Genomic DNA, 24276 nt, shown 5'->3' with positions numbered 1-24276 from the left:
AAGTGGCGTTTTTGGGTTTTGGCCCAAGACGTTGACGACAAAGAAGGGGATGCCTGTGGACTATTCCGCGAAGTTGGACGCCGCATTGGATCGTTTGCACGAAGAAGGCCGGTACCGGACCTTTATCGATATCGAACGCGCCAAGGGTCAGTTTCCGCACGCAACATGGCGTCGCCCCGATGGCACCGAGCAGCCGATCACCGTGTGGTGCGGCAATGATTACCTTGGCATGGGGCAGCACCCGGTTGTGCTTCAGGCCATGCACGAAGCGCTGGATGCGACCGGTGCGGGCAGCGGTGGCACGCGCAATATCTCCGGCACCACGATCTATCATAAGCGGCTCGAGGCCGAACTGGCCGATCTTCATGGCAAGGAAGCAGCACTGCTCTTTACCAGTGCCTATATCGCCAATGATGCCACGCTCAGCACGTTGCCCAAGCTCTTTCCCGGCCTGATTATCTATTCTGACGCATTGAACCATGCCTCGATGATCGAAGGTGTGCGCCGCAACGGTGGGGCCAAGCGCATCTTCCGGCACAATGATGTCGACCATCTGCGCGAGCTGATGGCGGCGGATGACCCGGATGCGCCCAAGGTGATTGCATTCGAATCCGTTTATTCGATGGATGGAGATTTTGGCCCGATCGAGGCGATCTGCGATCTGGCGGATGAATTCGGCGCGCTGACCTATATTGACGAAGTGCACGCCGTGGGCATGTACGGCCCCCGCGGTGCGGGTGTGGCCGAGCGCGACCGCCTGATGCACCGTCTGGACATTATCAACGGGACGCTGGCCAAGGCCTTTGGCGTGATGGGCGGCTATATCGCCGCGTCGACCAAGATGTGCGATGCGGTGCGGTCCTATGCGCCCGGCTTTATCTTCACCACTTCCCTGCCGCCCGCGGTTGCGGCGGGTGCCGCGGCAAGTGTGGCGCATCTCAAGCGTGATACGGCCCTGCGCGAGGCCCACCAGACTCAGGCCAAAATTCTCAAGACCCGGCTCAAGGGGCTTGGGTTGCCGCTGATCGATCATGGCAGCCATATCGTGCCGGTGATCGTAGGCGATCCGGTGCACACGAAAATCCTCAGTGACATGCTGTTGGAGCGCTATGGGATTTACGCCCAACCGATCAATTTCCCGACCGTCCCTCGGGGGACAGAACGCCTGCGGTTTACACCGTCTCCGGTGCATGGCTCGGATGAGATAAATCGCCTTGTCCAAGCAATGGACGAACTTTGGTCGCATTGTGCGCTAAATCGTGCCGAATTAACGGGTTAGTTAGAGCCACGTGCAAATATACTTGCGATGTGGTAGCTTAACCTGAAGAAAGAGGCGCAGCTCGAATCGGCAAATTCGGGCACGGGGCAGTCAGGTCTTAAAGAGGCAGCGTTCATGATACGGCGTCGTTCGTCGCGTACTGAGGAAAAACAAGAGGTCGAGGCCCGTGGCTTCGATGCTTTTGACCTTCGTCTGGGCGACACGATGCGTGGTGAACGTGCTACGATGGGCAAGTCGCTTCTGGACGTTGAGCGCGAGCTCCGCATCAAAGCCAATTACATTTCCGCCATCGAAAATTCCGATCCGGACGCGTTTGATACGCCGGGCTTTATCCCCGGCTACGTCCGCTCCTATGCCCGCTATCTGGGCATGGACCCGGATGAGGCGTTCAAGGCATTTTGCGATGAAAGCGGATTTTCCACCGCGCATGGCATGTCGGCCGAAGCGTCGACCATTCGAAAAGCCAGTGATCCCGTGCGCCGCGACAAGGCGTCCTCCGGCGATCCGCTGATGTCACCCACCACACCGTTTGTGCCCGCATCCGAGGGGTTCTTTTCTCAGATCGAACCGGGCGCGATTGGCTCCGCGATGGTGCTTGTCGCCCTGATCGGCGGCATTGGCTATGGCGGGTGGAGTGTTCTGAACGAAGTCCAGCGCGTGCAATTCGCACCGGTCGAAAACACACCCGATGTTCTGTCTGACCTCGATCCGCTTGCGGGCGTTGTCACCGCATCCGAGGGCGAAGACGTCGCCGTTGCGGATGGCGGCGTGTTCCAGCCGCCATCGGATGACCGTCTGGACCGTCTCTACCGCCCCGAAGCATTGGATGTTCCCGTGCTGGTGGCACGTGATGCGCCGATTTCCACGCTGAACCCGGCAGAAGTGGGCACGCTGCGCCCCGATTTGCCGGAAACCGACAAACGCATCAGCATGGCTGGTGGCTATGGCTCGCCGTTCGATACTGAAGTTGAGGTTGTTACGCCGCAAGACGTCGCAGAAAACACCAGCCCCCAAGTTGTCGCGGGTCCGGTGCCGGGTGTGCGCATGGTTGCCGTCCGTCCCGCATGGGTCCGTGTTCGCGCGGCTGATGGCAGTGTGATCTTTGAGGGTATTCTGAACGCGGGCGACAGCTACGATGTGCCCACCACCGAAGAGCCACCAACACTGCGGGCGGGCGAATCCGGTGCAATTTATTTCTCGGTCAACGGTCAGCACTATGGCCCTGTGGGTGAAGGGGGGTCTGTCACCTCCGGCCTGCCTCTGGACGCGGAAATGCTGGTGGACGCGCTGAAGCTGGCGGATATGAGCCGCGATCAGGACCTGTCGCGCTATGTGGCCGAGTTGCAGGCGCTGCCGGTCTCGGTGCAAGAGTAACGCATCGCGCATTGCGGGTCAGCCGCACTCACAGTATCGTACGTTCTGACAAATGCTGAAATGACGGGGCATGTGCGATGTCGCTCAACCATATCCGACCGTGGCGTAACATCTACCGCCGGGAAAGCCGCCAGATCATGGTGGGCAACGTCCCAGTAGGCGGCGGCGCACCGATTTCGGTCCAGACCATGACCAACACCGATACCCGTGATGTGGCCGCCACTGTGGCACAGGTGCAGGCGGCAGCGGATGTGGGCGCGGATATCGTGCGCATCTCGGTGCCCGATGAAGACAGTGCCAAAGCCCTCAAGGATATCGTGCGTGAAAGCCCTGTGCCGATCGTGGCGGATATCCATTTCCACTACAAACGCGGGATCGAGGCGGCCGAGGCGGGTGCGGCCTGCCTGCGGATCAATCCGGGTAATATCGGATCCGAAGACCGCGTGCGCGAGGTGATCGCGGCGGCGCGCGATCATGGCTGTTCGATGCGGATTGGCGTGAATGCCGGTTCGCTGGAAAAGCATCTGCTGGACAAATACGGTGAGCCGTGTCCGGATGCGATGGTCGAGTCGGGCCTCGAGCATATGCGCATCCTGCAGGACAATGACTTCCACGAATTCAAGATCAGCGTGAAGGCCAGTGACGTGTTCATGGCCGCAGCCGCATATCAGCAACTGGCCGAAGCGACGGACGCGCCCATCCATCTGGGTATTACCGAAGCCGGCGGGTTGATGTCCGGTACGATCAAATCCGCCATTGGCATGGGCAATCTGCTCTGGATGGGCATCGGGGATACACTGCGCGTGTCACTCAGCGCCGATCCGGTGGAAGAGGTCAAAGTGGGCTATGAGATGCTCAAATCCCTTGGCTTGCGCCATCGCGGCGTCAATATCATCAGCTGCCCCAGCTGTGCGCGGCAGGGGTTCAACGTGATCAAGACCGTGGAAGAGCTTGAAAAGCGGTTGGAGCATATCAAGACGCCGATGTCACTCAGTATCATCGGCTGTGTGGTCAATGGCCCCGGTGAGGCGCTGATGACCGATGTCGGTTTTACCGGTGGTGGTGCAGGCAGCGGGATGGTCTATCTGGCGGGCAAGCAAAGTCACAAGATGTCCAACGACCAGATGGTCGATCACATCGTCGAACAGGTCGAAAAACGCGCTGCGGAAATCGATGCGGAAACGGCGGCACAGGCCGCCGAATAGACCGCGTTACTGCGTGCGGATATCGTCGGCGATGATCTGCATTTCATCGGCGGGCAGATAGCCGCGCAACATCTGGTCTGCCATCACAAATGACGGCGTGCCGCTGATTGAAAGACGCTGTCCAAGCTCATGATTTTTCTGGATAACTTCGGTTACAGCATCACTGTCCATATGCTCGAGAATTGCGGCGCTGTCATAGCCCAATGTATCCGAAATGCGCGACAGGGCCGGTTCGCTGATGGCGCCGTTATAGGCCATCAATGCGTCATGAACGGCTTTGTAGGCGTCCTGACCGTTGAGTTGCTGTGTGGCGATGGCAAATCGCGATGCCATGATGCTTTCTTCGCCCAAAATCGGGAATTCCTTGACGATGAACCGGATATTGCTGTCGTTTTCCAGTAACGTGTGCACCTCATCCACGGCCCGACGGCAGAAGCCGCAGCGGTAGTCCATGAATTCGACCAATGTGATATCGCCCTCGGGGTTGCCGCCAACCCAGGAATGGCCGTCCTCGAAAATATCGTCGGCATTGGCCCGCACCAGTTCGACATCGCCCAGTGCCTGTGCATCGGCCTGACGCTGTTCCAGCACGCCAACCGCTTCCATGATCACCTCAGGGTTTTCCATCAGATAGGCGCGGATTTCGGCGCGGAAGATTTCACGCTCTTCCGGGCTCATCTGGTTCAGATCGAGCGCCGAGGTGGGCAGGGCAAATGCGGCGGACAATGCCAGCGATGAAAGCAAGGGGCGGATCATGGTGTCATTTCCTTCTCTTTGCGGCTTCGGATGCAGAAAGCACATCCTGGGCGCGTTGCCAACCGCCCGAGCCGCGCGGCAACAGATCGGAGGCACGTTTGGCGTGGATGCCTGCGTCCTTGAGGCGGCCCACCATAGCATAGCGTTCGGCAGTGACCAAAGACGCCATGCCCTTGTTGCCCAATTTGGCGTGTGCAGCGGCCAGATCCCGCATCACGCGCGAATCCCGTCCGTCCCGGGCGCGGGCCTGCTCCAATACGCTCTGCGCCTTTTTTGTTTGGCCTGCCGCCAGCAGGGAGCGGCCATAGGCCCCCAGAATCAACGCGTTTTTGGGCGACAAGTTGGTGGCACGTGCATAGGCCGCAACGGCAGCATTGATCTGTCGGCTTTCCATCAGGATCTGCCCGCGCAATTCATGCAGATAGGGGTCTTTCGGACGTCCCGCAATGGCGCCATCGATGGCTTTGAGCGCGCGTTTCAGATTGGAGTTTCGGTGGTGCGCAATGGACTGGCGCATCTGTTTGATATCGCTGTAACCGCTTTCCCCGGCACGGTTCAGGGTCCATTTCGGCGAGCGTTGAAAGGCCGAAAGTTTGCCCTTGGCCCGCATGAACCAGTAATCCGCCGATGTGTTGGGTTTTGCCTTGCCGCTGTACCCATCGGCCAACCGCTTGACCAGCCGGAACCGGTCGGAGGACAGCGGATGTGTCCGGGCATAAGGGTCCTGGCGCGAGGCAGAGAGGGCTTCCTGACCGCGGAAAATGTTCATCACGTCCACGGCGCCTTGCGGATCGATCCCGGCGCGCGCCATGTACCGCACGGCACTGTTATCGGCCGAGTTTTCTTCGGCCCGTGTATGCACCAGAAAAAGCCGTCTTGCGGTGTTTTGTGCGCCCAGAGCCACGGCACCAGCGGCTTCGCCACCACCGGCGGCCACCGCCGCGGCGGCACCCAGAATGGCACCCAGACCGGCCGCCGTGCGGGCGTTGCGCGCGGCAACAGGGCGGCGCATCAGGTGACCGTTTGCGATATGGGCGGCCTCATGGGCAATCACGGATTGCAGCATGGCAGCATTCTGCATTTTCAGGATCAGGCCGGAATGGATGAAGATGTTGTTGCTATCGACCACAAAGGCGTTCAGCCGCCGGTCATCAATCACCAGCACATCGATCCGCGATGCGCTGAGACCTGCGGCCTTGAGAATGGGGGTTGCCAGTTGTTTCAACGCATATTCGATATCCGGGTCCCGCAGCAATGTCAGGGCGCGGGCCGGGGTCGCGATAATGAAGGCCAAAAAGGCGAAGATCGTGATCAGGCGAAGAACGAGCATTGACGGTCCTGTACTTTCCAAGTGAAAGAGGGCGTATCACCGTCAGTTAGGAACAAATTCATGCGGAACTCAAGGCGAAGTCAGGTCGATCCCTTTATCGTGATGGACGTGATGGAAGCCGCGCGGCAGGCCGAGGCATCGGGGCGCCACATTATCCATATGGAAGTCGGTCAACCCGGCACGCCCGCGCCCGAAGGCGCACGCCAATCATTGGCAGAAGCCATGGGGGCGGATGCAATGGGATACACGGTTGCCTTGGGCCTGCCGGCGTTGCGGGCACGGATCGCGCGACTATACGGGGAATGGTACGATATCGACCTTTCACCGGAAAGGGTTGTGGTCACACCGGGGTCGTCCGGCGCGTTCATTCTGGCCTTCACCGCGCTTTTTGACACAGGTGCGCGCGTCGGTATTGGCGCACCGGGGTATCCCAGCTACCGGCAGATCCTCAAGGCGCTGGATCTGGTGCCGGTCGATATCGAGACCGCGGCGGAAAACCGCCTTCAACCAGTGCCGTCTGACCTGACAGGGCAAAATCTGGACGGGCTGATGGTGGCCAGCCCCGCGAATCCCACAGGCACGATGCTGGACCGTGCGGCGCTGAGCGCTCTGATGGAGGCCGCTGCCGGACAGGGGGCCAGTTTCATCAGCGACGAAATTTACCATGGTATTGAGTATGAGGCCAAGGCGGTCAGCGCACTGGAAATCAGCGATCAATGCTATGTGATCAATTCGTTTTCCAAGTATTTCAGCATGACAGGGTGGCGTGTCGGCTGGATGGTGGTGCCCGAGGATCACGTGCGGGTGGTCGAACGTCTGGCGCAAAACCTCTTTATCTGCCCGCCCCATGCGAGCCAGGTGGCGGCCCTTGCGGCCATGGAATGCGATGATGAATTGCAAGCGAACATGGCCGTGTACCGCGCTAATCGCGCGCTGATGCTGGACGGGTTGCCCAAGGCCGGGTTTGACCGGATCGCTCCGCCGGATGGCGCGTTTTACGTTTATGCGGATGTCAGCCACCTGACGGATGACAGCCGTGCCTTTGCCGCGGAAATTCTGGATGAGGCGGGCGTGGCTGTGACGCCGGGTCTGGACTTCGATCCGGCGCGCGGGGGCGGGACCATTCGGTTTTCTTATGCCCGGTCGACGGCGGATATCGAAGAAGGATTGCGCCGCTTGCACGGGTTCATGGCGGCGCGAGGGCATGTGTGATCGGGTAGTGCATTGACCCGGGCGGTGGTGTATTCTGGCACAAACACGACCGGAAGAGCGGCGCATGAGCAGGATGATCAGGACATTTAGGGCCCTTGTGGTCTGTGGCGTTGCCTTGGTGGCGGTCTTGCAGACCTCCGTTCAAACCTCTGCGCAGACGACGGGCCAGACCACCGGTCAGACTGTCGCGCAGGCCACCGCGCAGGCGTTCAGCGGCCTCGCCCGTCTGGATGTGGAAAGCAGTGGCATCACCGATGGCGGGCGCAGTATTCTTGTTGATCTCAGACTGTCGCAAGGCGTGCCGTACCGGGCATTCACGCTGGATGATCCGCGCCGTCTGGTGCTGGATTTTCGTGAGGTGGATTGGGGCGATATGGCCCCTCGCGAACTGGACCAGAGCGAGCGGGTCAGCAATGTACGCGTCGGCGGGTTTCGCCCCGGCTGGTCGCGCATGGTCATTGATCTGGAAGGCCCATACCTGATGGAAAGCGCGGATGTGCGCATTGACGACGCCACGGGTGCGGCGACGCTTGAGGTTGTGATGCGGCAGGGCGACGATGCCAGTTTTGCCGCGCAGGCCGGTGCACCCGACGTGCCGGGATGGGATACCCCGCAAGATGGCACGCCGGGCGTTGTTTTGTCCCGCCCGCGTGGAGAGGGCCCGCTGACCGTTGTACTGGATCCCGGCCATGGCGGGATTGACCCTGGCGCGGAGAAAGGCGGTGCGGTCGAGAAAAACCTGATGTTGAGCTTTGCGCGCGAATTGAAGGAAACCTTGATCCGTTCGGGCGATTTTAACGTGGTGCTGACGCGCGAAGAAGACCATTTCGTTTCGCTGGAGCGGCGCGTCGCAATTGCGCATCAGGCGGGCGGGGATCTGCTCATTTCGCTCCACGCGGATGCGGTGACCGAGGGGCAGGCCACCGGGGTGACGGCCTATGTGCTATCCGAAAGCGCGTCTGACAAAGCCAGCGCCGCATTGGCCGAACGGCACGACCGGTCCGATATTCTGGCCGGTGTTGATCTGAGTGGCGCAGATGATGTGGTGGTCGATGTGCTGATCGATCTGGCGCGTCAGGAGACGCAACCGCGCTCGGCGCTGTTGGCCGAGGCGCTTATTCTGGGGATCGGAGAATATGATTTACGGGTCAATTCGCACCCCATTCGCGCCGCTGGATTTTCGGTTCTGAAATCACCTGATATCCCGTCCGTCTTGTTGGAGCTGGGGTTTCTGTCCAGCCCGAAAGACCTTGAAAACCTGAAGGACCCAAACTGGCGGGGTAATCTGGCGCAGGGCATCGCCGATGCGCTTAAAGCGTGGTCCATCGCCGATGCGGCAGCTGCCGATCTGGTGCGGCAATGACAAAGGGCTTGGGCGGAAACCGGCGCAGGATGCAACCTTATGTGTTTTGACGATACGCGGGCAGATGCCTATATGGTGTTAAACGACGAGTGGGGAGCAGTATGCTACGGGCAATACTGACATTTTTTGGTACGATTTTCAGCCTGATGACCCTGAGCATCATGGTGGTTGCCCTGAGCATTGGGGCGATCTTCCACGTGTATGGTCGGGATTTGCCCAGCCACCAGTCACTTGCGAACTATGCGCCGCCCACGATCAGCCGGATTTATTCCGGCGAAGGCCGGATCATTGATGAGTTTGCCCAGGAGCGTCGGTTGTTCACCCCGGCGGACGAAATTCCCGATCTGGTGAAACAGGCGTTTATCTCTGCCGAGGACAAGAATTTCTATTCCCATGGCGGGTATGATGCGCGCGGTATTGCGGCGGCGGTGTTTGACGCGGTGCGCACGCGGGGCCGCGATGTGCGTGGGGCCTCTACGATCACGCAGCAGGTGATGAAAAACTTCCTGCTTGATGGCTCGCGCCGGGTGGAGCGCAAGATCAAGGAAATCATTTTGGCCACGCGGATCGAAGACACGCTGGACAAGGAACAGATCCTCGAATTGTACCTCAACGAGATTTTCCTGGGCCAGAACAGCTATGGCGTGGCGGCGGCTGCACAGACCTATTTCAACAAGACGCTAGCAGAGCTTGCGCCCCATGAGGCGGCGTTCCTGGCGTCCATGCCGAAGGCGCCCAGTGACTACCATCCGGTACGCCAAAAAGAGCGGTTGCTGGCGCGGCGCGATTTTGTGCTGAAAGAGATGCGCGAAAATGGCCATCTCACGCAGGCCGCGTATCTTGAGGAAGTCGAACAGCCGCTGCGATCCGTGCAGAACGGTGATTTTGAGCCTTTCGCCAAGGCGCTGCCGCCACGGGATTACTTTACCGATGAAATCCGCCGTCAGTTGAGTGAAGATTTTGGTGAAGGTGAATTCTTTACCGGTGGTTACAGTGTCCGGGCCACGATTGATCCTGAAATGCAGGTTGAGGCCGCCAATGCGCTGCAGCGCCAGCTTGAGAAATACGACCGCGCGCAGGGTAAATGGCGCGGCACCGAAAAGACGTTGCCGGAAGAAGTGTTGGGCGATGAAGCCGCATGGCGCGAAGCACTGGGCAATCTGGAGGTCGCCCGCGATATCGATTTGAACGGGCAATGGTACCCGGCTGTGGTGCTGGAGATCGGCGATCAGCAAATGCGGATCGGCGTGGACGGCGTGGCAAATTCCGAGACCGAGCCACAGGTTATCCCGCGCAAGGATATCGGCTGGCTGCCCGGCAATTTCCAGCAGACGTTCAAGCGCGGTGATGTGGTCCATGTGCGTCGCATGATGGACGACGAAAGCAATACGTTCATCCGCTGGACCCTGCGGCAGGTGCCCGAGGCACAGGGCGGATTTGTAGCGATGGATGTCAACACCGGTCGCGTATTGGCGATGCAGGGTGGGTTTTCCTATCAGAATTCGGTCTTCAATCGTGCCACGCAGGCGCAACGCCAGCCGGGGTCGAGCTTCAAGCCATTCGTCTATGCCGCCGCTCTTGATAGCGGCTATTCGCCCGCGACCATCGTGATCGATGCCCCGATCGAGATTGACACGCCGCAGGGCCTCTGGCGCCCGCGCAACTCGTCCAATCGCTTTTATGGTCCGACGCCGCTGCGTACCGGGATCGAACAATCGCGGAACCTGATGACCATCCGACTGGCGCAGGAAGTTGGCATGGAGATTGTTGCCGATTATGCCGAGCGTTTTGGCGTTTACGAGAATATGGGCACGTTCCTGGCCAACTCACTGGGCTCGGATGAGACCACGCTTTACAAGATGGTTTCGGCCTATGCGATGTTCGCCAATGGCGGCGAGCGGGTGCAGCCGACACTGGTGGACCGGGTTCAGGACCGTAACGGCAAGACCGTCTATCGCCATGACACCCGCGATTGTGCTGAATGCAATCAGGCGGAAATTCCTGCGCGGCGCAGCCCCAAAATTGTCTCGGACCGCGCACAGGTGATGGACCCGATCACGGCCTATCAGCTGACGTCGATGATGAAGGGCGTGGTGGATCGCGGCACGGCGGCCAGCCATGTCAATCTGCCGGTGCCTGTGGCGGGCAAGACCGGCACGACCAATGACGCGCTCGACGTGTGGTTTGTGGGGTTCACCAGCAATATCGCGGCCGGATGTTACATCGGATATGACCAGCCGCGATCCCTGGGCAAAGGTGCCTATGGTGGCACGATGTGCGGGCCGGTGTTCCAGCAATTCATGACCAAGGCCGTCGAAAAATACGGCGGTGGGCAGTTTGCCGTGCCTCCGGGTGGGCATTTCATCAAGATCGATCGCTATACCGGCGCGCGTCTGTCAGACACGGCCAATGGCGATTATGTTGTGGCCGAATACTTCCGCGATGGCGAAGATCCGATTTTCGGCATCATGTTCGATGGCGGATTTGCCATGGGGTCTGATCTGGATCTCTTCAGTGTCGGCGAAAGCGAACAGATCCGCGAAGTGACCACCTCTTCCGGCGGGACCGGGCAGGTGGGCGACAAGGCGACATTCGGCGAATTGAGCTCGGGCGGGCTTTACTGACATTTGCAAATCAGGACGGTGTTGCGTGCGCTTGCCCGCTGACCGGGCCTGCGGTATCACCCAAAGCTGAGCAGAGTGCCAAAGAAGATCAGGAAGACCCCCGCATGCGCGCCGAGACCCAAACCCTTGTGACCGAGATCGAAAAGTCGCTGGAGCTTCTGCGCCAGCGGATGGGCTGGGAGACGGCCGCGCACCGGTTGGAGGAATTCAACGCACGGGTGGAAGACCCCAATCTGTGGGACGATCCGGCCAAGGCCCAGAAGCTGATGCGCGACCGCCAGAGCCTTGTGGATGCGATGGACACGCATAATGGGATAAAGCAGGAGCTGAGCGACAGTGTTGAGCTCATTGAAATGGGCGAGATGGAGGAGGACACTGAGATCGTGTCCGAGGCCGAGGCCACGCTGAAGCGCCTTGCCAAAAGGGCGGCGGCCAAGGAGCTGGAAGCGCTATTGAACGGCGAAGCGGATGCCAACGACACCTTCCTGGAGATCAATGCCGGTGCGGGCGGGACCGAAAGCTGCGACTGGGCCAGCATGCTGGCGCGGATGTATGTCCGGTGGGCCGAAAAGCGCGGCTACAGCGTCGAGCTGCAATCCGAGCAGTCGGGCGATGAGGCGGGCATCAAATCCGCCGCCTACAAGATCAGCGGGCACAACGCCTATGGTTGGCTGAAATCCGAATCCGGCGTGCACCGGCTGGTGCGCATCTCGCCCTTTGACAGCGCGGCCAAGCGGCACACGTCCTTTTGTTCGATCTGGGTCTATCCGGTGGTCGATGACGACATCGAGATCGAGGTGAACCCGGCCGATATCCGCATCGACACCTATCGCAGCTCGGGCGCGGGTGGCCAGCACGTGAACACCACCGATTCTGCCGTGCGGATCACGCATAACCCCACGGGCATCGTTGTAACCAGCTCGGAAAAATCGCAGCACCAGAACCGCGATATCGCGATGAAGGCCCTGAAATCGCGGCTCTATCAGATGGAGCTGGATCGCCGGAACGCAGCCATCAACGAGGCGCATGAAAGCAAGGGTGACGCGGGCTGGGGTAACCAGATCCGGTCTTATGTGCTGCAGCCTTATCAAATGGTCAAAGACCTGCGCACCAACCACGAAACGTCGGATACCAAGGGCGTTCTGGATGGTGATCTTGATCCCTTTATGGCGGCCACGCTGGCCATGGATGTGAGCGGTAAATCCCGGGCTGAGGCGCAGGGCGAAGACTGACATCGCTTGCTATGCGCGCGCGGCGCGTTAGCCTGTGACCATGGAAGACATTCTCGAACGTGATGCCACGGTGCAGCTTGATCTGATCCGGTCGGGCCAATTGTCCGTCGAGGCTCTGATGCAGGCGACACTGGACCGTATCGAGGCGGTGAACGGCCCGCTCAATGCCATCGTGGCGCAGCGCGATGCGCAGACGCTTCTGGCAGAGGCCCGCGCCAAGGATAAAAACCCGGCATCCGGTGCGCTGCATGGCCTTCCGATTGCGGTCAAGGAACTTGCGGACGTTGCCGGGATGCCAACCACCGAGGGCTCGCCGTTGTTGGTTGGTAATATGGCTAAGGCGGATGCCCTGCATGTAGCGCGTATGCGCGCGGCGGGCGCGATTTTCATTGGCAAGACCAATGCGCCGGAATTCGGCATCGGAAGTCACACGTTCAACCCGGTTTATGGCGCGACATCGAACCCTTATGACACCAGTGTGTCCTGTGGAGGATCGTCCGGCGGTGCGGCGGTGGCGCTGGCCACGCGGATGGTCAGTCTTGCGGATGGTTCGGACATGATGGGCAGTTTGCGCAACCCGGCGGGCTGGAACAACGTCTATGGGTTCCGGCCCAGCCATGGGCGGGTGCCCTCCGATCCTGCGGGTGACATGTATCTGCACCTTCTGACCACCGACGGTCCGATGGCGCGCAGTCCACGTGATCTGGCCTTGCTGCTCTCGGTGCAATCAGGCCCGAGCCCGCGTATGCCCCTGCGCATGGCCGAGACCACGTTTGACGCAATGGACCGTGACGTTGCCGGTAAACGGATCGCATGGCTTGGCGATTGGGGCGGTGCCTGGCCGGTGGAAGAGGGGATCTTGCCGCTCTGCCGGTCCGCGTCAGAGGTTTTTGACGCGGCGGGATGTGTAGTGGAAGAAATTGCGCCGCCGTTTTCCCGTGAGGCGCTGTGGCGCAGCTGGACCACGCTGCGCAGTTGGGCGCTAGCAGCGGGGTTGAAACCCTTTTGGGACGATCCCAATGCGCGGAATCACCTCAAAGAGGCCGCACAGTGGGAAGTGGCGCGTGGTGTGGCGCTGAGCGGTCAGGATATCCAGGCGGCCAGTGACATTCGCTCCGCGTGGTTCAGAACGGCGGCCACGCTTTTTGATCGCTATGATGCCCTTGTCATGCCCACGGCGCAGGTCTGGCCCTTTGCGCTGGATCAGGCGTGGCCATCGGACATAGCGGGGCAGGGGATGGACACCTATCACCGCTGGATGGAAATCGTAGTCCCCGCCAGTCTGATCGGCTTGCCCGCGCTGGCGATGCCTGCCGGCTTCGGGCCTGACGGCTTGCCGATGGGCATTCAGATGATCGGACGGCACGGGGATGATCAGGGGATGCTGACACTGGCGCAGGCCTATCACCGCGCCACGCTCTGGCCGCAGAAACACCCGCCACGCCGCTGAACGTCGTCTGCATATTTGATCCAGTCCACCTTCGCGATATGCTGACAAGAAGGAGGAGAGGTCATGGAGGCAAAACCAACACCGGAACGTGGCGTGCCTGAACTGGGTCGGGTGACCTTTGCCATGCTGAGACAGGCATTGCGGCGCGGATGGGCGGATATGAAACGCGCGCCGGGATATGCCCTTCTTTTTGCCGGGACATATGTGGCGTTGGGCCTGATCATGATGTGGATCACCTGGATCACCGGTCACAGTTATTGGCTGATCTTCGCAGCCGTAGGTTTCCCCCTGATCGGGCCATTTGCGGCTGTGGGTCTTTATGAGGTCAGCCGCCGGCTGGAGAGTGGGCAGGCGCTTGATATGCCCGCAGTGCTTGGCGTGATCGCGCATCAACGGCGGCGACAGCTCCCGTCGATCTGCGCCATCATCATTATCGTGTTCCTCTTCTGGTTCTTTCTGGCGCATATGATCTTTGCGCTGTTTCTGGGCCTCTCGACGATGACCAATATCTCCAGCTCCTATGACGTTTACTTCACCGGCAACGGGCTGATGATGCTGGCGGTGGGCACGGTTGTGGGCGGGCTATTTGCGCTCCTGCTCTACATGATCACGGTTCTTGCGCTGCCGCTGCTTCTGGATCGGGAGGTGGATTTCGTGACCGCCATGATCACCAGCTTTCAGGCCGTGACCCGCAGCCCGGTGCCGATGCTGGCCTGGGCCGCATTGATTGCGGGGCTCACGTTTTTGGCGCTGATCCCGGCATTTCTGGGGCTCTTCATCGTGCTGCCGCTTCTGGGCCATGCGTCCTGGCATCTCTACCGGCAACAAATTTCGGGTTAGCGCACCAGTTCTTTCATGCCCGCTTCGATCCCCGCAAGGGTCATCGGCACCATGCGGCCTTCGAAAATCTCATGGATCATCTGGATTGAATGGGTATAGGGCCAAGAGCGTTCGGCAACCGGGTTGATCCAGAGATTTGACGGCCATTGCGTCCGCGCGCGCTCAAGCCAGATCTGACCAGCCTCGGCATTCCAGTGCTCATTCGCCCCGCCGGGATAGGCGATCTCATAGGGTGACATCGACGCGTCACCGACAAAGATGCATTTATAGTCCGAGCCATAGGTGCGCAGGATATCATCCGTCGGGGTTTGCGCGTCCCACCGGCGGCGGTTGTCCTTCCACACACCCTCGTAGAGGCAGTTGTGAAAATAGAAGTGTTCAAAATGCTTGAACTCGGCCGCGGCGGCAGAAAACAGCTCTTCGACCACTTTCACATGGGCATCCATTGAGCCGCCCACGTCCAGAAACAAAAGCACCTTGACCGCATTGCGCCGCTCGGGCCGGGTTTGCACGTCCAGATAGCCATGTTCTGCCGTGGCGCGGATGGTGCCATCCAGATCCAGCTCATCCGCGGCCCCGTCGCGGGCCCATCTGCGCAGGCGCTTGAGCGCTACTTTGATGTTGCGGGTGCCAAGCTCGACATTGGCATCGAAATTCTTGAATTCACGCTTGTCCCAGACCTTGACCGCGCGTTGGTGGCGGCTTTGATCCTGACCGATGCGGATGCCTTCGGGGTTGTAGCCATAGGCCCCAAAGGGCGAGGTGCCCGCCGTGCCGATCCACTTGTTGCCCCCTTGGTGGCGGCCTTGCTGTTCCTTCAAGCGCTCTTTGAGCGTCTCCATCAATTTGTCAAACCCGCCAAGCGCTTCGATCTCGGCCTTTTCTTCGGGTGTCAGGTGCTTTTCCGCCATCTTGCGCAGCCAGTCTTCGGGCAGGTCGACGGCATTCATCACCTGCTCCGCGGTGATCGCCTCCAGCCCCTCGAAACTTGCAGCAAAGGCGCGGTCAAACCGGTCAATGTTACGCTCGTCCTTTACCATGGCAGTGCGCGCCAGATAGTAAAATCCGTCAATGTCGTAGGTGACCAGCCCGGCACTCATCCCTTCGAGAAAGGTCAGATATTCGCGCAGGCTGACCGGCACACCGGCCATGCGCAAATTATCAAAGAAGGGCAGAAACATGGTGCCTTATACCACGGAGACGCGGTGGATGATCAACGTGATGAAAAGACCCGCAAGCGTGAAGATCAGGAAATAGACAAAGGCGTATTGCAGGATGTCCGCCAGACGTCCCTTACGCCGCCAGGCGACCCAAGCGCCGGTGATGGTGCCCAATACGGCGCCCAAAAGTACGATCATGTCTTACCCGTTCGATGCGTTTGCTGTGCTGACGACAGATAGCTCGCGCTGTTTCGCGCGCAAGGCCCATTCAGCGCCAAACCCGTAACGCGCCCAGCCCAGACTGTCCAGACGTGTGGCCTGTGCTTCGGCGCGACGCCCGGTCAGGTCCAGGGCCTCGGATTTGAGCAGCATCAGGTTGGCCAGAAGGGCCGCGTTTTCATGGCGTTCCGCCGTGGCCAGATGCGGAGCAACGAAGGCCAGCGCCTTTTCCCCGTCATTCTGGGCAATCGCCGTCGCGGCAAGCTGGGACGCCGTATAGGCGCGGTGCAGGCTGGTGCCGGGTGCGCGACGGTAAAAATGCTCGGCGGTCATGAACTGTTTGTAGGCGGCTTCGGGGTTTGACACACGCAACACCCGGCCCACGGCAAAATGGCTGAAGGCACGGCGGTGATCCGTCCAGCCTTGCGACTTGGCAATGCTCAGCGCCTCATTGGCAGCGGATGTGCGCTGGCGCTGTCCGGCGCCGGGGCCAAGCGCGGTTTGAATGGCGCGGATCCAGGCGCGGGGCGTTTCGGACGGGTATTGCGGCGCCAATTGGTCGCCCGACGGGTTGAGCCGTGACAGGATCGCAGGCAGGCGGGCGGCCACTTGTTCACGGGTCATGCCCGAGCGCAGTTCAGGCGCGTAATAGGCCCGCAGGATCAGCATATCAAAGCCGCTCAGAACCGTGTGCACATTGTCGTCGTTAAAGACGCTGTCGGGCAGGCGGTAGAGATCGTTGAGCGGACCAAGCGCCTGTGCCAGTTCCTCGTGCAGGCAATCGCGGGCTTCTTGCGGGCTTGCGTCATTGGGCAGGAAAATCGCCAGCCGTTCGCGGGTTTGCAACTGCGACCAGCTTGCCGTGCCGCGCCGTTTGGCGGTGCGATATTCCGACAGACTGGTGATATTGGGCACCACGAAACAGGCGGCCTTGGGCAATTGCCGTTGAATCTCGGCCCGGGACACCGATTGCACGATGATGTTGGCGTCACCGCCGTTGACCCGGCGGATATTGATCCCGGCCTCGCTGCGCAGGCGGCCGATCAGACGGTTGAGATCGGGGGCAAGCGTTGGTTGCGGCTGGCCGGTCAGGCGCACTGTGATCGGCCCCTCGAACCGCGAAAACACCGGCAACGCCCGGCCCGATTCCAGATTGAAGCTCAGGTCCAGAAAATCCCGCTGGATATCGCGATTGGACCGGGTTGGCCGGTCAGGACGGGGCGTGGAAAACGTTTTGATCGCCGGAAGGGAGATGGGCTGGCCGCTGGCAGCGCGGGTTGGCACATCGGTTTGCGGCGGTGCACCGCAGGCGGCAAGGGCCAAACACAAGGAAACCATTCGTAATCGCATCGAAACCCTCAACCTGCTTTTGGGCGCACTATATCTGCTGCGCCAGTGCAATCAACCAACACCCATACGGGTCCGGGGCGGTGTTGTGGCAAAGGCAATTTACCGCTGACTGCGCGCCATGAATGCCAACCGTTCGAACAGGTGCACATCCTGTTCGTTCTTGAGCAGGGCGCCGTGCAGTTTGGGCAACGCATCCGCCCCGTCGCGCCGCAGATCATCGGTGGTCAGGTCTTCGGCCAGAATCAGTTTGAGCCAATCGAGCACCTCGGAGGTGGATGGCTTTTTCTTCAGGCCGGCCTGATCGCGGATTTCATAGAATTGCGTCAATGCCGTGGTCAGCAACGCGTCCTTGATGCCCGGATGATGCACGTCAACGATCTGGCGCATCGTGTCCATGTCGGGAAAGCGGATGTAGTGAAAGAAACAGCGGCGCAGGAACGCATCGGGCAGTTCTTTTTCGTTGTTCGAGGTGATGATTACAATCGGCCGGTTCGCGGCGCGCACGGTCTCGCCGGTTTCATAGACGTGAAATTCCATCTTATCGAGTTCTTGCAGCAGATCGTTGGGAAACTCGATATCTGCCTTGTCGATCTCGTCAATCAGCAGAACGACCTTGGTGTCCGCCTCAAACGCCTGCCAAAGCTTGCCCTTGCGGATATAGTTGCGCACATCGTGCACGCGTTCTTCGCCCAACTGGCTGTCGCGCAGACGGCTGACGGCGTCGTATTCATAAAGACCCTGCTGCGCCTTGGTGGTCGATTTGATGTTCCATTCCAGCATGTCGAGGCCTAGAGCCTGTGCCACCTGACGCGCCAGTTCGGTTTTGCCGGTGCCCGGCTCACCCTTGACCAGCAATGGACGTTCCAATGTGACCGCCGCGTTGACGGCGACCGTCAGGTCTTCGGTGGCAACATAGCTGTCGGTGCCTTGGAATTTCATTCTATTTCAACCCTTTTGATGGCATTTTGTCTGCGCAGCAGAGCGCACACTAGCGGGAACCGTAATTCACATCAATGGCGCGTGATTGGCTAGTGACAATCCTTTTTGGCGGGTGTAAACGACGCGCATTGGGGTGCCACATGTCTGAGGAGAGTACCATGCCGGACACTGGCCTTGATAAGGGAGAAGACATGAAAGCGGAAACTTTTCTGCCCGACGATTATCGTCCTGCTGAAGACGAACCTTTTATGAATGACCGCCAGCTGGAGTATTTCCGCCGCAAACTGATTGAGTGGCGTGATGACCTGCTGGAGGAGAGCCGCGACACGATTGAAGCCTTGCAAGATGGCACACGGGCAATCCCCGATGTTGCGGATCGTGCAAGCGAAGAAACCGATCGCGCGCTGGAACTACGCACAAGGGACCGTCAGCGCAAGCTGGTTGCCAAGATCGACAGCGCCTTGCGCCGGATCGATAATGGCGAATACGGCTATTGCGAAGTGACCGGTGAGCCGATCAGCCTGAAACGGCTGGATGCGCGGCCGATCGCGACCATGAGCCTTGAGGCGCAGGAACGCCACGAACGCCGTGAAAAGGTCCATCGCGACGATTGATCGCGTAGGATCATTCACGAAGTTAAGACGCCGGGGCTTTCGCTCCGGCGTTTTTCGTCCCACTAAGGGGCCATAATGCTGGACGCGATGAACATAGCCGTAATTGGCGCAGGGATCGGGGGCTTGGCCGTGGCCCGTGCTCTGGCGCTGCGCGGTGCGGATGTGACCGTTTGGGAACAGGCGGAGGCCATCCGCGATGTGGGGGCCGGTCTCCAAATCAGCCCCAATGGGTTTGCCGTTCTGAACGCCCTTGGGCTGGCCGACGCCGTGCGTGCGCAGGCCGTGCAAGGCCGAGCCGTCAGTCTGCGTGACTACCGCCGGGGCGAAGTGGCGCGGTTGGATCTGACCCTGCTGGACAGCCAGGATTACCATTTCCTGCACCGCGCGGATTTCATTGACGTTCTGGCCGATGGCGCGCGGGACGCAGGCGTGAAGATCCGGCTCTTGCAACAGGTCGAACAGGTTCGCTCCGGTGACAAACCTCAGCTTTCGCTGGCCAATGGCGCTGTGGTCGAGGCGGATTTGATCATCGGGGCGGATGGGCTGCATTCCCGGGCCCGCCAGCATTTGAATGGCACGTCCGCCCCGTTTTTTACGCGTCAGACCGCTTGGCGCGCTCTGGTGCCAAATACGTCCGGACGCGGACCGGAAGTGCGTGTGCATATGGGCCCCCACCGGCACGTGGTCAGCTATCCCATTCGCGGTGGTGATTTGCTCAACATCGTGGCCGTGCAGGAACAGGCGGCTTGGGCAGAAGAAAGCTGGAGCCAGGGCGATGATCCGAAAAACATGCGGGCCGCCTTTGAAGATTTCGGCGCAGAGGTGCAGGAGATGTTGGCGCAGGTCACATCGGTGCATCTGTGGGGGCTCTTTCGTCACCCGGTGGCAAAGCTCTGGTACAAAGACGGTGTGACGATCCTCGGTGACGCCGCGCATCCGACATTGCCATTCCTGGCGCAGGGGGCGTCGATGGCGTTGGAGGATGCGTGGGTGCTGGCCGATGCGCTGACATCCGGGCCTGATTTGAGCACGGCGTTGCAGGCCTATCAGGCGCGTCGGTTTGATCGCGTGACCCGTGTGGTTGGTGCGGCCAGTGGCAACGCGCGCAAGTACCATCTGGCGTTCCCACCGCTCAGGTGGGCAGCGCATATGGGCTTGCGATTGGGCGGGGCCATTGCGCCGGTGCGGATGATGCGGCAGTTCGACTGGCTCTACGGCCATGACGTGACGCAAGGCGACTGATCCGATCTGACGCCCGTTAAGTCATTGATAAAAAGTGTTCTAGGTGTCGAGCGATACCCAGATCGGGACGTGGTCCGATGGTTTCTCGCGTGCGCGGATATCTTTGTCGATCTGGCAGTCGCGCAGCAAATCCGCGGCCTGGGGCGTCAGCAGGAAATGATCGATGCGGATGCCGTCATCGCGATTCCATGCGCCGGCCTGATAATCCCAGAAGGTGTAGTGCCCTGGCCCCTGCGTGCGGGCGCGGAACGCCTCGGTAAAACCTAAGTTGACGATCCGTCGGTAGGCGGCGCGGCTTTCGGGGCGCGCCAAGGCGTCTTCGCGCCATGCGTCGGGGCGTTTGGCGTCTTCATCCTGCGGGATGATGTTGTAATCCCCGGCCATCAGCGCGGGCTCTTCGGCCGCCAGAAGCTCGGTTGCCCGGGCCTTCAACCGCTCCATCCAGGCCAGCTTATAGTCGTATTTTGGTCCCGGCGCCGGATTGCCATTGGGCAGGTACAGCCCACAGACCCGCACGGCGGTTTTGTCGCCCATCACGGTTGCTTCGATCCAGCGCGCCTGTTCATCAGCGTCATCGCCGGGCAGTCCCCTGGTGACGTCTTCCAATGGCAGTTTGGACAGGATCGCCACGCCGTTGAAGCTTTTTTGCCCGTGGGTTTCGACTGAATATCCCATGTCTTCAAACAGCTCGCGCGGGAAATTCTCATCAACGGATTTGATTTCCTGGAGCAGCACAACGTCCGGTTCAGCCTCTTTCAGCCAATCGGGCAGGGCCTGAATGCGTGCCTTGATTCCGTTGATGTTGAAGCTGGCAATTTTCATGGCATTAGGTCCTTGCGGCGGTACCGTCTTCTATCGCTCAGCCACTGCGCGGTGACAAGAGGGCAGATGGCGCAGGTGATGGCAGCGGTGCGGCACTGTCCGACCAACATGATTCGCGGCAAACGTCTGTGGATAAGTCGTTTTATGGGGGTTTTGTCCTGCTGGCGCGCAAAAATACACGCAAAAAAATTTGCGTCAGATTCCTTCCCGTTTTTCAGAAACTTGGGTTCAATTCATGGTTGTGGATATCCTGTGGATATCGCGTTTAGCGAGTAAAGCAACTTGGCAAAACACGCATAACGTGCAAGCGTTTTTGGGCTGCAATCATACAAACTGGGAGACAAATATGTCTGCACTAAGAAAAGAACTATCTGCTGCGAAAGTTAACAAATCCTTGCCCATCGCCGGCCTGCATGGCGGTGAGGCGGTGGACGCGTTCACCTCATCCATGGGGCCCGTGACCACTGCCTCGGCAGGGCAAGGAGATGCCGTTGAAATGTTCACCTCGTCGATGACGCCGGTGACAACGGCCGAGACCGGGTTGGGGGACGCGGTCGAGATGTTTACGTCGTCAATGGGCCCGGCCACCACAGCCAAAGCAGGTGCAGGTGAGGGGATCGAAATGTTCACCTCATCGATGGCACCTGAAACAACCGCGGATGCCAGTGCAGGCGACGCGGTCGCTCTCTTTACGTCCTCCATGGGTCCAGTGAAGGCTGGCGAACTGGTCGGCGCGTTCACCTCATCCATGGCGCCAAAAGCGGCAAATGATGTGAGCAATGGAGACGGCTGCGAGATCTTTACGTCGAGCATGTAAACCAACTGACGGAACGGGGCTCGGCCCGATTTCAGGCAAGGATATCAATGATATGACCAATGTAATCAGGTTGAACACCCCGTTCCGTCAAAACGGCAAGGCCGCCCGTCAGGCGGCCCTGCTGACCAATTTCGCCCTGAACCGTAGGTTTGAAGACGACGTGTTCTGGCTCAAGGAAAACGCCGAGGCGCTGAACGTGTTTGAAAGCACGCAAGCGCAGCTAGATGCGGATGCGCTATCCGTCCATGGCGGATTTTATGAAGAGATCGAAAAGCGCATGGGGTTTTTCCCGCAATATTACCGGTTCCTGCTGTCGATCTGCTTGGACCTTGAGGATTTGGGCGTGCCCGGAGAGAAGGGCGCATACTTGGCTGAATGGGCCTCGCGCCAGCGGTTGATCCAGGCGGAAATGTCAGATCTGCAACGGGCAGAGGCGCGGCGTCTGTGCTTGCGCCGGGGCATTGACCCGCTCCCCAATGATCCGGGGCTGGATGACCGGCTGAGACGGTTCGCCGGACGGTCGCGCACCTTTGCGATGCCCAACAAAAAAGCAGCCTACGAGCTGACACATATCGTTTTTTACCTGTCCGAATATGGTCGTGTTGACCCCCGCCTTGAGGACGGATTCATCCAGAGCTTGCAATTTGCCGGAACGTTGGCGTTTCTGGATCTGAACGTGGATCTTTTATCGGAGATTTGCATTGCGTTGCGGTTCGCCAGGCACCACCCGTCGGCGATATGGGAAGACTGGTTGCTGACCCAGGCCCAGATGTTCCACCTGCAAGAGGATGAAACCGGGCCGTTGCAGGATGACTACCACCAATATCTGATGGTCAACTGGTTCATGAGCATCTCGGGACAGGGTGGATTTGGCCAAAACGTGCCCACCGGCCGCGTGACGTTTCACCAGCCACGTCCGACTGCATTGCCGCTGCATGAGCTGTCGGAATGTGTCTACGAAATGGGCGATGCGCGGAGCGATGACTGGCAGGCGATGCGCGGAGCGGTTTCTGCACGCCTGTCGGAAGAAGCACATACCGTGTTGACCGCGGCGGAGGCCGCAAGTGATAGATTTGACGATTTTTTTGCGGGCTTTGCGCGGGTTGGCCTGCAAGGAGTGGGGGCATGAGCGCGCGCCTGTTTGCGGGTCCCGTGGCCGTGGGCGTTGCGCTTACCGCACTCTACACGCTGCTGATATCCAGCGCGGATGCCATCACCAAAATGTTTGCGGCCAGCTATGCCGCCCCCCAGCTTTTTGCCTTGTCCGGCGGGGTCGTGGCCCTGCTGAGCTGGACGGTAAACCGTCGCGGGCCGAGAGGCCAAGGGCGCCGCATGCACACCACTTGCCCCGTGGCCATGACCATCCGCGTTGTGGCGACGGTGGCGGGGACGGTCGCCTTTTTCTATGCGTTCCGCCTGCTGCCCTTCGCCGACGTTTTCCTTTTCATCGCGATGATCCCGCTCTTTGCGGCGCTGATGTCTGGCCCGATACTGGGTGAGGGGGTTCGGCCGCAGGTCTGGATGGTACTTGGACTGGGCGCGATTGGCGTCATGTGCCTATTCCCATCGGGCGTTAAATCCGTGGGACTGGGCCATCTGGTGGCGCTGGCGGCCGTGTTGCTCGGCACCGTGTCGATGGTGGCCTCGCGCTACATCGGACAGAGGGATGATAATTTATTGGCGCAGGTGTTTTACCCCAATCTGGCGCTGATGCTGGTTATGGGGGCGGCGCTTCCGTTTGTTTTCATGCCGATGGCGTTGGCTGATTTCGGGTGGGCGCTTGTCTATGCGGCGCTGCTCTTTGGCGCGCGGTGGGTTCTGGTCGCGGCGCTGAAAATGCTACCCGCCTATGTGGTCACGCCGCTGATGAACCTGCAATTTTTGTGGATGGTGGCCCTGGGCGTTGTCATCTTTGGCGAAGTGCCGGGGCTGATGGTCTTTGCCGGCGCGGCAATCATCATCGCGGCGGGCGCGTGGCTCATCTACGATCAGGCCGTGCCGAAACCGGCACCTGCGGAGCCTGTTAAGCCGCGGATCATGCCCGCGGAATAACCTTAGCTGTGGTTCGCAATATTCTGTTTTACATGGAAAAAGACGTACCACAGCCACAGGAACTGGTGGCGTTCGGATTATCGATCACGAACCGGGCGCCGATCAATTCTTCGGTGAAATCAATCGTGGCGCCGGCCAAAAACGGCAGGGAAACCGCATCGACAACGACCTTTTGCCCCAGCCCTTCAAGCACCAGATCGTCGCCCGCAGGCGCGTCAAGCTTGATCTCGTATTGAAACCCTGAACAGCCGCCGCCTTCAACCGCGACACGCAGTGCCTGACCTTGATCGCCTGCGCCGATATCGGCAAGGCGGGAAAAGGCACGTTCGGTGACTTTGGGGGGCAGGTTCATGTCGGGCGCTCCAGACGGTTTCTTATGGCGTCGGATTGCAATAT

General features: G+C 59.9%; 22 protein-coding genes. 14 read left to right on the top strand and 8 right to left on the bottom strand.

The annotated features are described in order from the left end of the window. Window positions 1-55 precede the first annotated feature (55 nt). From hemA to ispG, 3 genes are all read left to right on the top strand, one after another. Window positions 56-1279: a 5-aminolevulinate synthase gene (gene hemA / locus ACZ1HJ_RS15995; RefSeq protein ID WP_472719643.1), complete on the top strand. Its 1224-nt coding sequence runs from the start codon at window positions 56-58 to the stop codon at window positions 1277-1279. 114 nt (window positions 1280-1393) lie between these two features. Continuing rightward, the gene (locus tag ACZ1HJ_RS15990; RefSeq protein ID WP_472719642.1) at window positions 1394-2653 is read left to right on the top strand and encodes a helix-turn-helix domain-containing protein; all 1260 of its coding nucleotides are present in this window, start codon (window positions 1394-1396) and stop codon (window positions 2651-2653) included. Between the two features lie 77 nt (window positions 2654-2730). Next, window positions 2731-3858 (top strand): flavodoxin-dependent (E)-4-hydroxy-3-methylbut-2-enyl-diphosphate synthase, encoded by a 1128-nt coding sequence (gene ispG / locus ACZ1HJ_RS15985; protein WP_472719641.1) that lies wholly within the window; start codon window positions 2731-2733, stop codon window positions 3856-3858. A gap of 6 nt (window positions 3859-3864) precedes the next feature. Here ispG and ACZ1HJ_RS15980 read toward each other — a convergent pair whose 3' ends face one another. Then, the gene (locus ACZ1HJ_RS15980) at window positions 3865-4614 is read right to left on the bottom strand and encodes a DsbA family protein (RefSeq protein WP_472719640.1); all 750 of its coding nucleotides are present in this window, start codon (window positions 4612-4614) and stop codon (window positions 3865-3867) included. A gap of 4 nt (window positions 4615-4618) precedes the next feature. Next, window positions 4619-5944 (bottom strand): M48 family metalloprotease, encoded by a 1326-nt coding sequence (locus tag ACZ1HJ_RS15975; protein WP_472719639.1) that lies wholly within the window; start codon window positions 5942-5944, stop codon window positions 4619-4621. A 60-nt stretch (window positions 5945-6004) separates the two neighbouring features. Here ACZ1HJ_RS15975 and ACZ1HJ_RS15970 point away from each other — a divergent pair, with 60 nt between their 5' ends. The 6 genes from ACZ1HJ_RS15970 to ACZ1HJ_RS15945 all read left to right on the top strand — a co-directional run bounded on the left by ACZ1HJ_RS15970 (window position 6005) and on the right by ACZ1HJ_RS15945 (window position 14665). Beyond that, window positions 6005-7156: a pyridoxal phosphate-dependent aminotransferase gene (locus ACZ1HJ_RS15970; protein ID WP_472719638.1), complete on the top strand. Its 1152-nt coding sequence runs from the start codon at window positions 6005-6007 to the stop codon at window positions 7154-7156. Window positions 7157-7220: 64 nt separating this feature from the next. Continuing rightward, entirely contained in the window at window positions 7221-8519 is a 1299-nt protein-coding gene (locus ACZ1HJ_RS15965; RefSeq protein WP_472719637.1) for an N-acetylmuramoyl-L-alanine amidase, read from the top strand. A gap of 101 nt (window positions 8520-8620) precedes the next feature. Next, a complete protein-coding gene (locus tag ACZ1HJ_RS15960; protein WP_472719636.1) occupies window positions 8621-11143 on the top strand; it encodes a penicillin-binding protein 1A in 2523 nt (840 codons plus the stop codon). A gap of 104 nt (window positions 11144-11247) precedes the next feature. Then, the gene (gene prfB / locus ACZ1HJ_RS15955; RefSeq protein ID WP_472719635.1) at window positions 11248-12375 is read left to right on the top strand and encodes a peptide chain release factor 2; all 1128 of its coding nucleotides are present in this window, start codon (window positions 11248-11250) and stop codon (window positions 12373-12375) included. Between the two features lie 40 nt (window positions 12376-12415). Then, on the top strand, window positions 12416-13825 hold the full coding sequence (locus tag ACZ1HJ_RS15950) for an amidase (RefSeq protein ID WP_472719634.1): 1410 nt from the start codon (window positions 12416-12418) through the stop codon (window positions 13823-13825). 63 nt (window positions 13826-13888) lie between these two features. Continuing rightward, entirely contained in the window at window positions 13889-14665 is a 777-nt protein-coding gene (locus ACZ1HJ_RS15945; protein WP_472719633.1) for a DUF2189 domain-containing protein, read from the top strand. Here the strand turns inward: ACZ1HJ_RS15945 and ACZ1HJ_RS15940 are convergent. The 4 genes from ACZ1HJ_RS15940 to ACZ1HJ_RS15925 all read right to left on the bottom strand — a co-directional run bounded on the left by ACZ1HJ_RS15940 (window position 14662) and on the right by ACZ1HJ_RS15925 (window position 18333). Further along, window positions 14662-15846 carry a vWA domain-containing protein gene (locus tag ACZ1HJ_RS15940; protein WP_472719632.1) on the bottom strand — a complete coding sequence of 395 codons (1185 nt, stop codon included), beginning with the start codon at window positions 15844-15846 and terminating at the stop codon, window positions 14662-14664. The two genes, ACZ1HJ_RS15945 and ACZ1HJ_RS15940, sit on opposite strands and share 4 nt — an antisense overlap. A gap of 6 nt (window positions 15847-15852) precedes the next feature. Beyond that, complete coding sequence (locus ACZ1HJ_RS15935; RefSeq protein ID WP_472719631.1) at window positions 15853-16023, bottom strand: hypothetical protein; 171 nt, start codon at window positions 16021-16023, stop codon at window positions 15853-15855. Window positions 16024-16026: 3 nt separating this feature from the next. Beyond that, window positions 16027-17394: a DUF2927 domain-containing protein gene (locus ACZ1HJ_RS15930; RefSeq protein WP_472719630.1), complete on the bottom strand. Its 1368-nt coding sequence runs from the start codon at window positions 17392-17394 to the stop codon at window positions 16027-16029. A gap of 99 nt (window positions 17395-17493) precedes the next feature. Next, window positions 17494-18333 (bottom strand): AAA family ATPase, encoded by an 840-nt coding sequence (locus ACZ1HJ_RS15925; protein WP_472719629.1) that lies wholly within the window; start codon window positions 18331-18333, stop codon window positions 17494-17496. A gap of 158 nt (window positions 18334-18491) precedes the next feature. On the opposite strand from ACZ1HJ_RS15925, the gene dksA reads away from it, so the two are divergent. Both dksA and ACZ1HJ_RS15915 read left to right on the top strand, forming a co-directional pair. Then, window positions 18492-18947 carry an RNA polymerase-binding protein DksA gene (gene dksA, locus ACZ1HJ_RS15920; RefSeq protein WP_472719628.1) on the top strand — a complete coding sequence of 152 codons (456 nt, stop codon included), beginning with the start codon at window positions 18492-18494 and terminating at the stop codon, window positions 18945-18947. A gap of 72 nt (window positions 18948-19019) precedes the next feature. Then, window positions 19020-20189, top strand: a complete 1170-nt coding sequence (locus tag ACZ1HJ_RS15915; RefSeq protein ID WP_472722223.1) for an FAD-dependent monooxygenase — start codon at window positions 19020-19022, stop codon at window positions 20187-20189. Between the two features lie 39 nt (window positions 20190-20228). Here ACZ1HJ_RS15915 and xth read toward each other — a convergent pair whose 3' ends face one another. Further along, window positions 20229-21011 carry an exodeoxyribonuclease III gene (gene xth / locus ACZ1HJ_RS15910; RefSeq protein ID WP_472719627.1) on the bottom strand — a complete coding sequence of 261 codons (783 nt, stop codon included), beginning with the start codon at window positions 21009-21011 and terminating at the stop codon, window positions 20229-20231. A 346-nt stretch (window positions 21012-21357) separates the two neighbouring features. On the opposite strand from xth, the gene ACZ1HJ_RS15905 reads away from it, so the two are divergent. The 3 genes from ACZ1HJ_RS15905 to ACZ1HJ_RS15895 are packed head-to-tail and all read left to right on the top strand — an operon-like array spanning window position 21358 to window position 23880. Further along, entirely contained in the window at window positions 21358-21828 is a 471-nt protein-coding gene (locus ACZ1HJ_RS15905; protein WP_472719626.1) for a hypothetical protein, read from the top strand. A gap of 52 nt (window positions 21829-21880) precedes the next feature. Then, window positions 21881-22957, top strand: a complete 1077-nt coding sequence (locus ACZ1HJ_RS15900; protein ID WP_472719625.1) for a DUF6902 family protein — start codon at window positions 21881-21883, stop codon at window positions 22955-22957. Beyond that, on the top strand, window positions 22954-23880 hold the full coding sequence (locus ACZ1HJ_RS15895) for a DMT family transporter (protein ID WP_472719624.1): 927 nt from the start codon (window positions 22954-22956) through the stop codon (window positions 23878-23880). The genes ACZ1HJ_RS15900 and ACZ1HJ_RS15895 overlap by 4 nt, the downstream gene beginning before the upstream one ends. A 28-nt stretch (window positions 23881-23908) precedes the next feature. Here ACZ1HJ_RS15895 and ACZ1HJ_RS15890 read toward each other — a convergent pair whose 3' ends face one another. Beyond that, window positions 23909-24232: a HesB/IscA family protein gene (locus ACZ1HJ_RS15890; RefSeq protein ID WP_472719623.1), complete on the bottom strand. Its 324-nt coding sequence runs from the start codon at window positions 24230-24232 to the stop codon at window positions 23909-23911. Between the last annotated feature and the right edge of the window lie 44 nt (window positions 24233-24276).

The organism is Roseovarius sp. JB2-10 (assembly GCF_055693585.1).
Note: the sequence above shows the minus strand (reverse complement) of the source record. Positions and strands in the feature narration are given on the sequence as shown.

What these genes read in the sequence shown, in the direction of transcription:
- ACZ1HJ_RS15990 (WP_472719642.1), top strand. Translation starts at nt 1,394, where the DNA reads ATGATACGGCGTCGTTCGTCGCGTACTGAGGAAAAACAAGAGGTCGAG.
- ispG (WP_472719641.1), top strand. Translation starts at nt 2,731, where the DNA reads ATGTCGCTCAACCATATCCGACCGTGGCGTAACATCTACCGCCGGGAA.
- ACZ1HJ_RS15980 (WP_472719640.1), bottom strand. Translation starts at nt 4,614, where the DNA reads ATGATCCGCCCCTTGCTTTCATCGCTGGCATTGTCCGCCGCATTTGCC.
- ACZ1HJ_RS15975 (WP_472719639.1), bottom strand. Translation starts at nt 5,944, where the DNA reads ATGCTCGTTCTTCGCCTGATCACGATCTTCGCCTTTTTGGCCTTCATT.
- ACZ1HJ_RS15970 (WP_472719638.1), top strand. Translation starts at nt 6,005, where the DNA reads ATGCGGAACTCAAGGCGAAGTCAGGTCGATCCCTTTATCGTGATGGAC.
- ACZ1HJ_RS15965 (WP_472719637.1), top strand. Translation starts at nt 7,221, where the DNA reads ATGAGCAGGATGATCAGGACATTTAGGGCCCTTGTGGTCTGTGGCGTT.
- ACZ1HJ_RS15960 (WP_472719636.1), top strand. Translation starts at nt 8,621, where the DNA reads ATGCTACGGGCAATACTGACATTTTTTGGTACGATTTTCAGCCTGATG.
- prfB (WP_472719635.1), top strand. Translation starts at nt 11,248, where the DNA reads ATGCGCGCCGAGACCCAAACCCTTGTGACCGAGATCGAAAAGTCGCTG.
- ACZ1HJ_RS15950 (WP_472719634.1), top strand. Translation starts at nt 12,416, where the DNA reads ATGGAAGACATTCTCGAACGTGATGCCACGGTGCAGCTTGATCTGATC.
- ACZ1HJ_RS15945 (WP_472719633.1), top strand. Translation starts at nt 13,889, where the DNA reads ATGGAGGCAAAACCAACACCGGAACGTGGCGTGCCTGAACTGGGTCGG.
- ACZ1HJ_RS15940 (WP_472719632.1), bottom strand. Translation starts at nt 15,846, where the DNA reads ATGTTTCTGCCCTTCTTTGATAATTTGCGCATGGCCGGTGTGCCGGTC.
- ACZ1HJ_RS15935 (WP_472719631.1), bottom strand. Translation starts at nt 16,023, where the DNA reads ATGATCGTACTTTTGGGCGCCGTATTGGGCACCATCACCGGCGCTTGG.
- ACZ1HJ_RS15930 (WP_472719630.1), bottom strand. Translation starts at nt 17,394, where the DNA reads ATGCGATTACGAATGGTTTCCTTGTGTTTGGCCCTTGCCGCCTGCGGT.
- ACZ1HJ_RS15925 (WP_472719629.1), bottom strand. Translation starts at nt 18,333, where the DNA reads ATGAAATTCCAAGGCACCGACAGCTATGTTGCCACCGAAGACCTGACG.
- dksA (WP_472719628.1), top strand. Translation starts at nt 18,492, where the DNA reads ATGCCGGACACTGGCCTTGATAAGGGAGAAGACATGAAAGCGGAAACT.
- xth (WP_472719627.1), bottom strand. Translation starts at nt 21,011, where the DNA reads ATGAAAATTGCCAGCTTCAACATCAACGGAATCAAGGCACGCATTCAG.
- ACZ1HJ_RS15905 (WP_472719626.1), top strand. Translation starts at nt 21,358, where the DNA reads ATGTCTGCACTAAGAAAAGAACTATCTGCTGCGAAAGTTAACAAATCC.
- ACZ1HJ_RS15900 (WP_472719625.1), top strand. Translation starts at nt 21,881, where the DNA reads ATGACCAATGTAATCAGGTTGAACACCCCGTTCCGTCAAAACGGCAAG.
- ACZ1HJ_RS15895 (WP_472719624.1), top strand. Translation starts at nt 22,954, where the DNA reads ATGAGCGCGCGCCTGTTTGCGGGTCCCGTGGCCGTGGGCGTTGCGCTT.
- ACZ1HJ_RS15890 (WP_472719623.1), bottom strand. Translation starts at nt 24,232, where the DNA reads ATGAACCTGCCCCCCAAAGTCACCGAACGTGCCTTTTCCCGCCTTGCC.